We start from the raw sequence: 15,285 nt of genomic DNA, 5'->3' as shown, positions 1-15,285 counted from the left end.
AACGTTCGGACTCCACCGAACGATTTCATTTGTTGCAAGCAAGAAACCGAGGTAGGATCACCCCAAGCAAACACAAGGTTTGCCCGCCGCCAATCTGTAAACTTTCGGTCGGCCGCTTCGTTCTGAATTGCGATTCGCACGCAATTCCTTAGTTTCCCTACCTCCCTACTGCCTTAATCTTACATGAAATTCGGAATCATCGGTGCCGGTATGATCGGCCGCTTCCACGCCACGGCCATCCAACAAATGACCGGTGGCGAACTCCACTCGGTGTTCGACCTCCGCGCGGAAGGCGCCGAGAAACTGGCCTCCGAGTTCGGTGCGAAGCCCTACAGCGACATCGATGCCTTCCTCGCCGATCCCGAACTGGAGATCGTCACCATCGGCACCCCGTCCGGCGCCCACCTCGATCCCGCCCTCGCCTCGCTCAATGCCGGCAAGCACGTGATCTGCGAGAAGCCTCTCGAAGTCACCCCCGAGCGCATCGACCTGATGATGGCCGCCGCCGAAAAGAACGGCGTCACGCTCGCCGCCGTCCTCAACCGCCGCTTCCACCCCGCCCTGGAACACTTCAAGGCCGCTGCCGAAGCTGGCCGTTTCGGTAAAATCACCTCCGCCTCCTGCTATGTGAAATGGTGGCGCAGCCAGGAGTACTACGACTCCGCCGGTTGGCGCGGCACCTGGGCCCTCGATGGCGGCGGCGCGCTGATGAACCAGTCGATCCACACCATCGACACCCTCATCCACGTCGCCGGTCCGATCAAGGCCGTCACTGCCCGCGCCGAGCTCATCGCCCACGAGCGCATCGAGGTCGAGGACGCCGCCGTGGCCCTCGTCGAATTTGAAAGCGGTGCCCTCGGCGTGATCGAAGGCTCCACCGCCTGCTGGTCCTCCACCGGCCACCCGGCCGAGGTGCAGGTCTGCGGCACCAAGGGCTCCGTCTTCCTGGCCGACGAATCCTTCAAGATCTGGGACTTCGCCGACGCCACCGCCGAGGACGACTTCGTCCGCGCCAACCTCATGACCACCTCCGCCGCCGGCCTGGGTGCGAACGACCCGAGCGCCATCAACGTCACCGGCCACATCCGCAATTTCGAGGAAACCGTGAACGCCATCCAGGAAGGCCGCGTGCCGACCGTGAGCGCCGCGGAAGCCCGCAAGGCCGTCGCCGTGATCTGCGCCATCTACCAGTCCGCCCGCGAAGGCGGCAAGCGCGTCACCCTTTGATCTGAAAACCCACACCTCTATGCAACTGACCGGATTCTCCGACGAAGCCTCGCGCGACCTCGAAAAGCAGATCCAGGCCACCAAGGCACTTGGCTGGTCCTGCATCTCGGCGCGCATGATTGGTGGGGCGAACATCCACGAACTCTCCGATGACGAGTTCAACCGCGTGGCCGACCGCCTCGATGAGGTGGGCATCCGCGTGCCGGAGTTCGGCTCGCTGATCGGAAACTGGTCGAAGAAGATCGGCGGTGATTTCGACATCACCCTCGCCGAGGTGGAGCGCGCCATTCCCCGCATGAAGCGTCTCGGCACCGAGATCGTGCGCGTCATGTCCTACGCCCAGGAACCCTGGGGCGAGGACCAGCACGAGGCCGAGCGCTTCCGCCGCCTCCGCGAAATCGTCGCACGCTTCTCCGATGTCGGCCTCATCGCCGCCCACGAGAACTGCATGAACTGGGGCGGCTTCTCCGCGAAGCACACCCTCCGCCTCGTCGAGGAAGTCCCGGGCCTCAAGCTCGTCTTCGACACCGGCAACCCCGTCTTCCAGCGCGACCGCTCCAAGGCCGAGCCCTTCCCATGGCAAGATCCCCTCGCCTTCTGGAAGGCCGTCCGCGACCACGTCGTGCACATCCACATCAAGGACTGCCGCAACCCGGTGGCCGATGGCGTGGAGCCGGTTTACACCATGCCCGGTGAAGGCGATGCGAAGATCCGCGAGATCCTCCTCGATGCGAAGGCACGCGGCTACGACGGCTACATCGCCATCGAACCCCACGTCGCCACCGTCTTCCACGTGAAGGACCAATCGCAGGTCGATTGGCAGCAGTGCTACGACTCCTACGTCGAATACGGCCACAAGTTCGAGGCCCTCCTCGAATCCGTCGGCTACGGCGCCGCGGTCTGAACCAAGGAGCAGGGACATTCTTGTCCCGTTCTTCCATCTTCCCAAGGAGCCACGGTACCCGCTACCGTGGCTTCCGTGCGTACCCCGCTTTTATCCGACCGCCTGGCCGTCCGTGAACGGCCGCCCGGCCTCCCCGCGATGCGGCAGCGGTGGTCCCGCCTCCTCTTCCTCCATTGGCCCGTGCCGGTGGCCATGCTCCAGGCAAAGCTCCCGCCCGGCCTGCACGTCGATACCCACGCGGGCACCGCTTGGCTTGGCATCGTGCCCTTCTACATGGAGCGCATCCGCCCCTCCGGCCTCCCGCCCATGCCCGGCGTCTCGTGGTTCCTGGAGCTGAACGTCCGCACCTACGTCCACGACGACCACGGCACGCCCGGCATCTGGTTCCATTCGCTCGATTGCAACCAGCCGCTCGCCGTCGAGGTCGCCCGCCGCTTCTTCCACCTCCCCTACCAGCACGCCCTGATGTCCGCGGAGGAGGATGAAACCCACGTCCGCTACCGCTGCGAACGCGAGCACGCCGGTTCCATCGCGGAGTATTCCTACGGCATCTGCCGTAATGGCTCCCCCGCCGAACCCGGCAGCCTGGAGTTCTTCCTCGCGGAGCGTTGCGTTACCTCCTCTTCTCCGCCACCGCCGATGGCACCCTCTTCACCGGCCAGGTCCACCATTCACCCTACCGCCTCGCCCCCGTCGCTTGCGACCTCTGGTCCACCGAACCCGCCCGCCTCGACGGCCTCCCTCTTCCCGACACCCCGCCCGCCTCCATCCTCGGGGCGGACACCGTCGACGTCCGGGTGTATCCTCTCCGCAAGCACCGCCCATGAGCGAGGACCCGGTCACCGCCCGGATGGAACGCCTCCCCCGGAGACGGTTCCAAAAATGGCGTCGCATCGTCATCGGAGCGGTCTTGTACGTGGCGTTCGCGCTTCTCATCTTTCCGCCGAAACCCTTCCTCATCGAAGCCCCGGTCCGTCTCCTGATCGGCTGGCTCTTCGAACTCCCCGATCTTCCACCCCTGCCTCGGAGTCCCAGCCTTGAGACTCTCCTCTGGACCGTGGCCGCGCTGGCCGCCGTCATCCTCATCGGCCACCTGATCGCGAAACCTCGGCAGCCCTCGCTGCGCCTCCGTGACTCTGCCGCCTTCGGCTTGTTGGCGGTGCTCATGACAGCCGGGAGCATTGCCGTCACCGGAGTCGGCCGCCATTTCTCGCAACTGAGCAAGGTCACCGTCATCCGAGATCCTCGCGGCCTCCCCGATGTCACCCGGACGATGATCGTCTGCCATTACCTGGACGACGCGCTCACCGACTACCTCGCCAAACACGGATCATACCCCACCACCCTGGACGATCTCCCCGATTTCCAGAAGCTCCTTCCCAGCCGCTACAAAAGTCTGGCCGAGCCTTTCGTTCTGCTGTGTCCGGGAAAAACTCCGGGCAAGGATCAATCACAACCGGTGGCGGTGTCTCCCGTTTACTACTGGCAGGACCAATTGAAAATCCAAGTGCTGCGCGCGGACCACACCACCCAGCAACTTCCCGCCACCGAACTGGCGAACATCCTCAGGGAATTCCGCAAGCCCTCGCCCTGATCATTCCGAGATTGTCTCCATGCCCCATCCCGGCCCATGCTGGTCGGGTGCATCCATCCCGCTCCTGCGCCCGCCTGCTTCCTTTCCTCTGGCTCGGGGGCCTGCTGCCCGCCCACGCGGGCATGACAGTCTACACCCTCACCGATGTCGCGCGCGCGCGCATCGACGCCCTCTCGTTCTTCCTCGCCGGCTACCTCCTGATCGGCTGGTTCGTGAAGCTCCTCTGGAACAACCTCGCCCGCAGCTTCCCATCCCTCCCGCGCCTCACTTACCTCCGCGCGCTGTGCCTGCTGATGGTCACCGGCCTGCTCTTCTACGTCGTGCTCACCATGATCTCCGGGGCCCGCGAGTTGCTCACGCCCGGCGCATGGGAAAAGCAAGGCACCGGCTACCGCTTGCGCGAAAAGGGAGGCGTCGAGATCGATCCGGAGCAACGCCGCGCCGCCCTCCGCGATCTCCAGACCGAGATCTGGAAATACGCCGCAGCCCACGGCGGCAAGCCCCCCACCGGACTCTTCCAACCCGGCATCCCGGATAGCGCGTGGAAATACCCCGGCGGCGGCTTCTATGCCTACCTGCCTGCCGAAACCCTCGGCAACGGACGCGGCATCCTCGCCTACGAGCCCTCCTTGGCAGGCCCCCGCCGTTTCGTCCTGATGCTCGATGGCACCATCGAGGACTGGACCGAAGGCAAGCTGAAGGACGAGCTCGACCAACGCGACAAGCGATGAGCGAAGACGACGAGAAGCGAAACCCCTATCTCGCCCTCGGTTGGGCGATCGCCGTCGTCGTGCTCCTGCCAGCGATTGTCTCCCCCTACCTTTACGAAATACCCTTTCGCATCCTGATCGGTTGGGCCGTCCACGCGATGAAGCTCCTTTCCGAAATCGCACCGCATGGCAGCACACCCTTGCTGTCCATCGGCTGCCTCTTGGTCGCGATCCTGCTCGGACACCGGTTGACGAACTGGTTCCGTCGAGCCCGTGGCATCGAAAGCCACTGGAAGCCCGTTCACACCGTGATCGCCACCACCCTCCTCCTGCTCGGAGCGGCGGCGGCGATCAGCCTCAGCGGAGTGGCCCACCAGCTCGCCTGGCTTCGCAGTGCCCCCATGATCGTCGATCGCAGCAGAGCCTCCGAGGCCTCGAGGGCCAGCTTCAACGCCCGCCAGCTCTGGTTTCCGCTCGTGGAGTATGCGGAGGAACACAATCGCTACCCGGAAACCCTGAAGGACCTCGTGCGGGAGCAAAAGCTCCCGGCCTCGATCCTCCAGGCCACTCGATCCCGGAGTGGTCCGACCGATTCGTTCGTGCTTCTGCTGCCGGGCCAGGAACCAGGCGAATCGTCCAATCGGCCGCTCGTGATCGCCGCGATCTCCGACGAAAAGGGCAATCAACTTCTCGTGCTCCGGGAGTCGGGCGAGACCCAGATTCTTCCCGTGGAGAAGACCGACCAAATCCTTCGCGAGGCCCGTGCCCATGAATAGCACCGCCATGGAAGTGATCGTGCGGCTGCTCACCGGCTGGTGGTCCTTCCTTCAGCACCACATCGTGCCGCTCCGTCCCGATCCGGATCTGTGGATTCCGACGGTCGCCGCACTCCTCCTCTGTCTCGTCGCGCTCTTCCTCACCGCCCGCCGCATACGCGTCCCTCATCCCTTCTCCGCGGCTCTCTCATTCATCCTGCTATTGCCCGTTCTCTTCGCCACGGCCTTTCTCATACCGGGCATCATCCTCCAGCTCCAATTGCTGGCCAGCGGTCATTGAGCCTCCACCAAAAAGCGCCCCTCCCAGTGAAGGAAGGGGCGCTGGAATTCAAACGATCACCGGATCACGGATTCACCGTCACGTTGTCGAACGAGGACGTCGTCAACGTGGTGGTCGTGCCGCTACCGGTGGCGAGGCCGATGTAGCAATTGGTGGACATGGTGATGCTCACCGAGCCGACATTGGTCCACGTGCTGCCATCCGTGCTCGAATGCGCGGTGATGGTGCTGCCGCTCCGCGACAACCGCACCCACACGTTCGGGGCCGTCGCCGTGCCGCTGTTCGCCGTCGTGGTCGATCCGCCGGAGGTCGTCCGGTAGCTCCACGTGAACGCGCCCGAGGCATCCGTTCCCAGGAACATGTGCGGCGAGTTCGCGGACAGCGTATCGCGGATCATCACGCCGAGGCGCGAGGAACTGCCGCTGTTCGTGAACGCCGGCATCCGCACCGTGATGTCGCCGTCCGCGGTGAGCGCTTGATAGGTGAAGCGCAGCCCGTCCGCCGTGCCGCCGGTCACACCCGCGCCGGTGTTCTGGAACACGCCGTTCAACCGGAACGCGCTGCCGGTCAGGCCCGTCGTCCCGATGTCCGCGGTCACCCACGGGCTCGGCAGATCCACCGCCGTCGTCGCGTAGTTGTCGAAGGTCGCGGTGCTGAGCGTGCCACTCACATGGCTGCTCACCGCCAGCCCGGTGTAAACCGTGCTGCCCATCGTCAACGTCGTCGTTCCAACCGGCGTCCAGGCCGTGCCATCCGTGGAATAGAAGGCCGTGAACGACGAGCCGATTCGCACCAGGCGCACCCAGTTGTTCGGTGCCGTGTTCGTGGCCGGTCCATGCACCGACGAACTGCTGCCCCCGGTCGACGAGCGGTATTGGAAGATCGCGTCGTTGGACGGCGTGATCTCCATCATCGCGTTGACCGCATTCGCCGCGAGGCTGTCACGGATCATCACCCCCGCCTTGCACGACGTGTGTGTCGCGGTCTGCGAGGCCACCCGCGCGCGGATGTCGAAGTCCCCGGTGTAGGACTGGTAGGCGAACTGGAAGGCATCCGCCGTGCCCCAGATGTCCGCGCCGCCACCCGAGATGGTGTGGACGCCGCCGGAGTAACTGCTGCTACCGGTGATGCCGGTGGTTCCAATGTCCGCCGCGGTGTAGCCCGGCAGCAGCGAAGTCACCGTGATGTTCAACGTCGCCGTCGCATAGGTTCCGAGCGCGTCCGAGACCTTCACCGAGAAGGCGTTGGAGCCCACGTCCCCGCTCGCGGGCGTGCCGCTGAGCGCGCCGTTCGACGCCACGCTGAGCCAGCCCGGACCGCTGACTTTCGTGAATGTCAGCGTGTCGCCCGCGTCCGGATCGTTCGCCACCGTGGCGAGCGTGCCGGTGTAGGCGTCCGATTGCGCGACGCTGCCACCATTGATCGGATCGCTGGTGAAGGTCGGCGGTGTGTTCACCGAGATCGTGCCGGTGACATACAGCTTCGAGGTGTTCCACAGCAGGCCACCGGTCAAGGTCGGCAGCGTCACCGTGGTGAACGTTCCCGAATACGTGGTGGCGCTGAAGAGCTGGAACGTGTTGCCCGCCGCCAGCGCGTCCGGCCCCACGTTCGTCACCGTCAGCGTGCCGCCGCAGGTGAGCGTGCTCACGCCCGTCACTTTGTCGTTGGCCAGCGTCGCGCCCGATTTCGAGACTTCCATCAGGGTGCCGCCCGCGAGCGACAGCGTGTTGTTCACGGTCAGCGTGCCCGTGGTTCCGACACCCGGTGCAAGCGTACCACCGGAAGCCACCGAAACCGCGCCGTTCAGTGTGCCCGTGCCACCGAGGGTTGCCCCGCTGGCTACCGAGGTGCTGCCCGCCACGCTGCCCGTCACGAACAAGGTGCCCGCCGAAACGGTGGTCGCACCCGTGTAGGTGTTCGCCCCGGAAAGCGTCCATGCGCCGGTGCCGCTCTTCGTCACGGCCGTCGCACTGGTGCTGTCCGCGATCGTGCCGCCGATCTCACCCGTCCCCGCGGTCGAACCACGCAGCGTGAGCGTCTTCACGCCCGCGCCGGTGGCCGTCACGCCGCCGCTGAACTTCAGCAGGCCGGTGCCGGATTGATCGACAATCGCCCCACCGGTGGTGCCCGCGAGATTGATCACCCGGTCCGAGGTGTGGCCCGTTCCGGTGTAAACGATCGTGCCACCCGTCGTGGAGCTGCCGATCGCGATCGTACCCGCCGCCACCGTGGTGGGGGCGCCGAGCGCGCTCGCGCCGCCGCCGACGTTCTTCACGGAGTTGAACGACAGCGTGTAACCCGAGACCGCGGTGGTGCCGGTGAAGTCATTGGCACCGCTCAGCACGTAGGTGCCGGTGAACGTGTTCGGCGTGTTGATGCCGGACGCGTTGGTGCCGCTGATGTTCCCGGAGATGGTGAACACCCCGGTGTTGTTCTTCGTCACTCCGGTGATGGGCGTGAAGTCGTTGCGGATGTTCAACTGCCCCCCACCGAGATCGATGTTCCCGGTGATCTGCGATCCGCTTCCAACCACGATCTGCAACGGGTTGGTGCCGGTGTTGACCGTGTTCGCCGCCAGCACCGAACTGGTGCCGAGGTTATACACCGCCCGGCCGCTCGCGCCGTTGAAGTTGATGGTCGAACCACCACCCGCCGTCACCCCGTTCGCCACGCCGAGTCCCACGGGGAAACTGGTGTTGGAGGAGGTGTTGAGTGTCGATCCCGAAGCGAGGGTGCTGTTGCTGTTGAGCAGCACGCCCGCGGTGTACTGCCCGTTCGTCACGGTCCAGGTGTTCGCCGCGTTGGTGCCGCCGAGCGTAACCAGGCCGGAGCCGTTCAGGTTCACGCCGCCGGTCACCGTGTTGGTGCCGGTGAGCGTGAGCTTGCCCGCTCCCACCTTCGCCCATCCTTCCGAGCCCGCCAGCGCCACGCCCAGGGTGGCCGTCTGGTTGGTCACCGTGATCGTCGGAGTGCCGCTGGTCACATCGAGCGTGAGAGGCCCGCCCGATCCGGTGTTTAGCACCCAGTTGTGGCTCGCCGTCGTGTCGTTGAACACCAGGTTTCCGATCGTGCGTGCGCCATCAAGGGTCACGGTCGCATCGGCGGTGATGTTCAGCGTACTGAAGTCCGCCGTGCCGCCCACACCCGTCGCGACGAGGCCGCCGCTCCAGTTCCCCGTGGTCGACCACGAGCCGCCGGAGAGGTTCGTCCACGTGCCATTGCCCGGCTGCACGGTCACCGTCACCGTGCCATCGGACGCCGCTCCGAGGTTGTCCGTCGCACGGACCACCAGGGTGTAGGCCGTACCCGGAACCGTCAGCGATCCCGGTGCCGCCAGGCTCATCTGGCCGCTCGAGTTGATCGCGAACACGCTGCTCGTGTTGCCGGATTGGATCGACCAGCTCGCAATGCTACGGCCCGAGGCCGGAGTCGCGGTCACCGTGCCGATCACCGTCGCGGCCGGTTGCGAAGCGTTCGCATTGAACGAGGCCGCCGTCACCACCGGTGCGTTCGCATCGAGCAGCGTGATCGTGTGCGAGGACGGCGTGGCCAGCGACGCGCCCGACGGGCTCGACAGCGTGACCACGATCGTTTCCGGCGCTTCATTCACCGCGTCGGTGAGCAACGTCAGCGGGATCGCCTTCGTCTGCTCGCCCGCGTTGAACGTCAGCGTGCCCGAGGTGAGCAAGTAGTCGCTGCCATTCGTCGCCGTGCCGGAGGCCGCGTAGTTCACCGTCACCGCCGTCGATCCGGCGGGCCGGTCGAGCGAGGCGAAGAGCATCGGCTCCGAGCCATCGGTTTCCAGGCGGGTGCTGGACGCCAGCGCGAGGCGCACCGTGGGCGGCGCGGTGTCCGGCAGCGTGAACGCGATCGGGACCCGGCTGAAACCCGGCCCCTGCCACGCCACCGAGACGTGGTCGCCGCCGCTGCCTTCCAGGTGCTGCACCTCCATGTAGTAGGACTGCCCCGCCGTCAGCGTGATGTTCGCCGACTTCTGCGAGGTGTTCGCATCCCAGTTCTGGAACGAGGTGTAGGTGGAAAGCGACGCGATCTGGCTCTTGTTCGCCGCCGTGGAATCCGTGCTCAGGTAGAGACGGCTGCCATCGTCCGACGCGATCCAGAAATTGTAGGTGCCCGTCGCCGGAGCCACGATCTGACCAACCAGACGCCGCGAGTAGCTATCACCGACTCCCTGTGCGGGCGTAAATCCGTAAAGGAATCCGCTGTAGGAGGGAGCCGCGGTCCACGTGTTCGTGTTGTAGGCAGTGCTGCCGGACCAGCGTTCTTCCAGCACGACCGGAGGAGCCGTGTCGTCGTAGATGAGCACGGCTATCTTGTTGAGGTTCGTAGTGAGCGAGGCACCGTTCGGTGCACGCAGTTCGATGACCGCCGTTTCCGGAACTTCCGTCACGCCGTCGTTCTTCACGCGGATACGGATATTCTGGCTGGTGACGCCGGGAGCAAACGTCAGCGTGCCCGTGGGCAGGAACGCGTTGCCATTCGCCGCATCGGCGAAGGACCAGTCCACATCATCCCCGGAAGCCGTTCCGCCGGACGCAATGTAGTTGACCGTGATGGTGCCGGCCGAAGAGGCCGAGAGCGTCACCGGAATGTCCCGGTATTCGCCGAGGCCGCCCGGTTGCTCGCTCGTCTGCATCGTCGCGGTCTGGAAACCAACCGTCACAGCCGACGTGTCGTTGTCCGCGATCTCGATCGTCGCCGAAGCCGGAACGTCGACGCTGTAACCGGTGCCGGAGGCCACGGTGGCGATCACCGTCTCCGTGCCCTCCGCGGTCGCGTCATCGGTGGGAGTCACCACCACGTTCACGCCCTGCTCGCCATCCGGAATCACGACACTGCCGGACAGGCTGGTGTAGTCCGTGCCGTTGGTCGCCGATCCGGACAGCGTGTAGTTCACCGTCAGCGCGCCGGTGGTGCCGGCCCGCGAGAAGTAGAACGTCCCGGTGCTGCCGCCCTCCGCCGCGGAGGTGTTGTAGTTCGAAACCATCACCCGTTCGCCGCCGCTGTCGTTGTCGCGGATCAGCGCCGTGGCGGTGCTTTCGTTGTAAACGGTGTAGGCCGTGTTCGGCGTGATGGTCACCACCACCGTTTCCGTGGGCTCAGCGCTGCCATCGTCGATGATGTCGATCGGCACGCTCACCTCGTTCGCGCCGTTCGCGGGAACGGACACCGAACCGGAAAGCGCGGTGTAATCGCTTCCCGCGGTGGCGGTGCCCGAAACGGTGTAGTTCACCGTGATGTTGCCCGTGCCACTGCCGATCGCACGGAACACCACCGAGGTATCCGAACCGCCCTCGGTGCCCGCGGAAGTGGAGCGCACCGTCACCAGCGGCGGATCGTTGTTGTCGGTGATCGTCACGGTTCCCTGGAAGGGCGATCCCACGCTGTAGTCATTGTCGAACGTGGTCACCGCCAGCGTGACGGTTTCCGACTGCTCGCCATTGGCATCGTTGTACGGCGTCACCACCACCGCCGCCGTGGACGAGCCGGCCGGAATGACCACCTCGCCGGAAAGCGGCGCGTAATCCACGCCCTGCAGCGCGCCTCCGGAAAGGCCGTAGTACACCTTCAGATCCGCGGCCGTACTGCCGGTGCGGGTAATCAGGAACATCCCGGAATCCGGACCGCTCTCCGACGCGTTCGCATCCGGCACGGTCACCGTGACCACCGGCGTGTCGTCGTCCGTGATCGTCACCGTCGAAGTGGTCGCCGAAGCATCGAGCACGTAGGCCGCGTTCGCGCTGATCGTCGCGATCACATCCTCCGGCCCCTCGATCGCGCTGTCATTGGTGGGGGTCACCGTAACATTCACCGAGCTCTGGCCCGAGGGAATCGTCACCGTCGTCGACAGCGTGCTGTAGTCGGTGCCATTGGTGGCTCCGCCGCTCCATGCGACCGTGAGGTTCAGCGCCGAGGTCGTGGCGCCCGTGCGGGTGAATGTGAAGGAGCCGGTGTCCGTGCCGCCGGAGTCCTCCGTGGCAAACGGATCCGGTGCGGTCACCGCCACCTGCGGCAGCGAGGTATCGTTGTCCACCACCGTCATCACCACCGCGTTGCCGGTGTTCGAGATATAGTTGCCGTTCGAGGCCAGCTGCAGCGTGATCGTTTCCGGGCCTTCCGCAGCGGTGTCGTTCACCGCGGCCACCGTGACATCCAGCGTGGCCGATCCCGCGGGGATCGTGAAGGACTTGTAGGAACCGTCCGCCACGTAATCCGGCGAAAACGTGTAGTCGGTGGTCTTCACCGCCGTGCCACCGACCGGCGACACGCGCACCACCATGTCCGCCGAGGTATCCCCCGTGCGGGTGAAGCGGAAGGTCCCGCTCGATCCGCCCTCGGTGGCATCCGCCACCTTCGCGAGCGTCACGAACGCCGAGGCCGCGGCCGTCCAATCAACCGTATTGGTGCCCGCGACCACCGTGTAGGGATTCGCGGTGGAAGGCGTGAAGGTGTAGCCCGGCAGGCTCGCCGCGAGCGTCTGCGATCCGGTCGCCACGCCCGCGAGGGTATAGGTGCCGTCCGCATCCGTGTAGCAGTACTTGCCATTGCCAGTGATGAGCACCCCCGCCAACGGGCTGCCACCGGCGGTGACCGTGCCGGTGATGGCTTGCTTGCCGTGCGAGCCGACATTCACCACCACCGAACGGCGGACGGTGCCGCCCTTCATATCGGAAACCGTGAGCTGCGCGGTGATCTGTGCCGCCGCGCTGAAGGTGCGGGTGAAGCTGGCGCTGTTCGTGCCGCCCACGCCATCGCTGAAGTCCCACTGGTAGGCCAGCGCGTCGCCGTTCGCATCGGAAGCCGTCGCGGTGAAGGTCACGCTGCCGCCCACCGAGATCGTGGTGCCGGAGGTGGCCAGCGTCGCGGTCGGGGCCACGTTGCCCGGGAACGGTCCGCGGTTGTAGGCGATGTCGAGCGAGACCGGCGTGGTCGCGTTCTTCGAGAGCACGGTGAAGTGCTGGTCGGACTCGAAATCCGAATAGGTGCGTCCCACGGCAATGCCGCCATCGCCCTTTCCACCCGGCGAACCCGGCGTGGTGTCGAGCAGGTGGCCGGCGTTGCTGCCCATGCCATTGTAGAGCACCAGCGCGCTCTCCGCCAGCAGGCCGCCACGCGCGGGGTGAAACTCGAGATTGTAGCCGCGGATGCTGTCCTTCGCCACGGCAAGCCCGTAGCGTTTCCCTTCCTCAAGCTGCGGTTGGTCGTAGGCGTAAATGCGGTAAACCCCGTTGCCCTTCGGCAGGTTCACGTAGCTGTCCGGCAGCCAGGAGAGAGCCCGCTTGCTATAGGCGTTGTAGTGCGCGCTGAAACCATAGGCACCGCCCATCACGTCGAAGCTGTTGCCATACTCCGAGTTGCTGCCATTGCCGTAGGCCGTGCCATCGCTGGTGCTCCAGAAGTTCGCGTGGTTGCGACCGAGCGAGTGGCCGCACTCGTGGTTCAGCACATCCATGCCGTTCCAGGTGATCCACACGCTGTTGCCGCCACCCCAGGAGGTGCCGGAAAGCTTCGGCCCGCCGTTCACTCGCACGATCGTGCAGGTGAACTGCGCCGAGTCGTAGCCGAGTTTCTTCGCCTCCGCCCGCGCGTCGCTGTGCACCAGCCCCAGCCCGTCCACCTCGCCGTCCTTGTCGAGATACCAGCGCATGGTGTGCGGCATCACGATCACCGGTGTGAACACGCTGGTCTGGGTCATTTTCCCATACGAGCTCTCCAGATAATAGCGGGCGTTGTTCGCCATGTCCGCATACGCGGTGTCCTCCGTGTTCGGCGCCACCATCTGGTCCGGATAGGTCACCCGGATGTAGAGGCAGTGAAAGTCACCGATCGATTTCGCGGACGCACCCGGATACGCCGCCACAAACGACGACGCACCGCCCGGACCGCTCGCCTGCACCGCCGTGCGGTAGGCGTCGTCCAGCACCGTGACGTGCGAACCGTTGCACAACGTGATGTAGTCCCCGCCGACTTCCACCGTCGGCGTGTCCGAGTCCACCTTCTCGCCGCTGGATACGGCGGTCGTGGTCTTTCCGGACACCGGGCAGGTCGATTGCACCGTTGTCCCCGCGGGCACGATCTCGCCGACCTCGAGCTGGCGCAGCGGGCTTTCCGCCACCGCGAACTCCCGGTCCACCGCCACCCCGTGCAGCGGGATCTTCGGCTTCGACATCACCGTGTCCATCTGGCCGAACACGCGCGCCTTGTAGCTCACGCCATCCGACTCGAAATACCGCAGCGTCAGCGGCTCCGCCGGAGCCTCCAGGCCCGGTGCCGGAGTCCCCATGTAAACGTTGTAGTCCCCCTTCGCGGAAACCGGCGTCTCCAGCGAATCCACGATCGCCTTCGGCAACTCCTGCCGCACCACACGCGGCACGGCTTCCTCCAGCGCGCGCCGCGGGTCGGTGGCGATCAGCGCCTTGAACTCCTCGCGGCGTTCCGCAGCAAGCCGGGCACCTTCCGCCACGAGCGCCTTTCGCTCATCAGGCGAGGCCGCCTGCCAACGCTCGATCCAGCCACCGAAGGCCGCGATCGGCTGCATGTCCGGCTGGCGCGCCTTCGCCAGCGCCCAGGCTCCGAACTCCTCGGCCATCGCCGGTGTCACCTTGCCGCTGTCCGGCGAGGCTTCGGCAATGACTCCATTGGAACGAACCCCATTGGAGGGTTCCCGACTACCGCTCCGCGTCGCCGCGGAACGGAAAGATGCGTCCGGATGGCTGGAAGGCCACCACAGCACCGCTGTCACAGCGGCGGACGCAAGGCACAAGCACACCGCAAGGGAGCGACTGGCTTTCATTGGGTATTTGATGGGTTTTGAGCGAGGCAGCTCGCGCCCCGGAAACCCGGGACGCGGACAACGACCGGGCCCCTTCCGTCCACAACACCGAAGCAGCGATCCTCACTCGAACCCGGACTTCTCAGAGCCCGGTTGGGTTGTTCGACCGAAAAATGGCGATCCGGATTATGCAAAAATCAGAGACAAACGATCAATACGTCGCCTAACAGAAACCTCCGGATTCATGCAACAAAAAAGTTGAATGCACATTTTCGGACACAGCCCTAAAACCCAATAAGCACGGGAAATATCCGCCAAAAAACCCAGCGCAAATCGGCGAATGACCCAATCTTTTTGGAATACAGCCAACTTCCTCACCAGCAACCATCACCACCAGTTTCACCCACTCAATAACCCAATCACGCACCACCCCGCTCGATAGCGTCAAGCGTGAGGACCCCCACGAACGGGAGGTTCCGGTAGCGTCCCTGGTAATCCAGCCCGTAGCCGACCACGAACTCGTCCCCGATCACGAAGCCCGTGTAATCGGCGTTCACCTCCTCTTCACGCGGGCGCTCCTTCGCCAGCAGCACACAGGTGTGAACCGCCTCCGCACCTTCAGTCCTAAGACGTTCCGCCACCGCATGAAGCGTGCGGCCCGTGTCCAGGATGTCATCCAGCAGCAACACGTGCCGCCCCCTGACCTCCGGAAACGAACGGTCTAGGAAGTTCACCACGCCGGAACTCTCCGTGCCCCCGTGGTAGCTGGAGACATTGAGGCACTCAAGCTCAAGCTGGCGCGGCACCCGCCGCAGCAGATCCGCCGCGAACACCAGCGCGCCCTTCAGCAGGATGATCACCAGCAGGTTCCCCTGCGGAAAATCCCGCTCGATCTCCGCCGCCATCACATCGAGCCGTTTCTCGATGATCTCCTCGTCGATCAGAATCCGTTCGATGTCTCCGCGCATGGGATCATGGAACGACGCCCCGCCCCCGATGC

At 65.1% G+C, this 15,285-nt stretch carries 10 protein-coding genes; 7 read left to right on the top strand and 3 right to left on the bottom strand.

Translation table 11 applies throughout. The features are described from left to right. Nucleotides 1-183 precede the first annotated feature (183 nt). Both llg_RS15995 and llg_RS15990 read left to right on the top strand, forming a co-directional pair. Entirely contained in the window at nt 184-1,227 is a 1,044-nt protein-coding gene (locus llg_RS15995; protein ID WP_338285714.1) for a Gfo/Idh/MocA family oxidoreductase, read from the top strand. Nucleotides 1,228-1,246: 19 nt separating this feature from the next. Continuing rightward, on the top strand, nt 1,247-2,131 hold the full coding sequence (locus llg_RS15990) for a sugar phosphate isomerase/epimerase (protein ID WP_338285713.1): 885 nt from the start codon (nt 1,247-1,249) through the stop codon (nt 2,129-2,131). Nucleotides 2,132-2,221: 90 nt separating this feature from the next. Here llg_RS15990 and llg_RS15985 read toward each other — a convergent pair whose 3' ends face one another. Next, nucleotides 2,222-2,650, bottom strand: coding sequence for a hypothetical protein (locus llg_RS15985; RefSeq protein ID WP_338285711.1), 429 nt, complete (start codon nt 2,648-2,650; stop codon nt 2,222-2,224). A gap of 89 nt (nt 2,651-2,739) precedes the next feature. Between llg_RS15985 and llg_RS15980 the strand changes: the two genes are divergently transcribed. Genes llg_RS15980 through llg_RS15960 form a run of 5 tightly spaced genes read left to right on the top strand, consistent with a single transcriptional unit; the run spans nt 2,740 to nt 5,491 of the window. After that, a complete protein-coding gene (locus llg_RS15980) occupies nt 2,740-2,958 on the top strand; it encodes a hypothetical protein (protein WP_338285710.1) in 219 nt (72 codons plus the stop codon). Further along, complete coding sequence (locus llg_RS15975; protein ID WP_338285709.1) at nt 2,955-3,725, top strand: hypothetical protein; 771 nt, start codon at nt 2,955-2,957, stop codon at nt 3,723-3,725. Before llg_RS15980 ends, llg_RS15975 begins: the two co-directional genes overlap by 4 nt. A gap of 47 nt (nt 3,726-3,772) precedes the next feature. Further along, complete coding sequence (locus llg_RS15970) at nt 3,773-4,456, top strand: hypothetical protein (protein ID WP_338285708.1); 684 nt, start codon at nt 3,773-3,775, stop codon at nt 4,454-4,456. Further along, entirely contained in the window at nt 4,453-5,211 is a 759-nt protein-coding gene (locus llg_RS15965; protein ID WP_338285707.1) for a hypothetical protein, read from the top strand. Before llg_RS15970 ends, llg_RS15965 begins: the two co-directional genes overlap by 4 nt. After that, a complete protein-coding gene (locus llg_RS15960) occupies nt 5,204-5,491 on the top strand; it encodes a hypothetical protein (protein ID WP_338285706.1) in 288 nt (95 codons plus the stop codon). The genes llg_RS15965 and llg_RS15960 overlap by 8 nt, the downstream gene beginning before the upstream one ends. Nucleotides 5,492-5,555: 64 nt before the next feature. Here llg_RS15960 and llg_RS15955 read toward each other — a convergent pair whose 3' ends face one another. Together llg_RS15955 and hpt are read right to left on the bottom strand one after the other, a co-directional pair. Continuing rightward, nucleotides 5,556-14,102, bottom strand: coding sequence for a Calx-beta domain-containing protein (locus llg_RS15955; RefSeq protein ID WP_338285705.1), 8,547 nt, complete (start codon nt 14,100-14,102; stop codon nt 5,556-5,558). A 602-nt stretch (nt 14,103-14,704) separates the two neighbouring features. Then, complete coding sequence (hpt, locus tag llg_RS15950) at nt 14,705-15,253, bottom strand: hypoxanthine phosphoribosyltransferase (RefSeq protein WP_338285704.1); 549 nt, start codon at nt 15,251-15,253, stop codon at nt 14,705-14,707. Nucleotides 15,254-15,285: the final 32 nt, after the last annotated feature.

The organism is Luteolibacter sp. LG18, from assembly GCF_036322585.1.
Lineage (GTDB): Bacteria > Verrucomicrobiota > Verrucomicrobiia > Verrucomicrobiales > Akkermansiaceae > Luteolibacter.
This window is presented reverse-complemented; position numbering and strand designations above follow the sequence as displayed.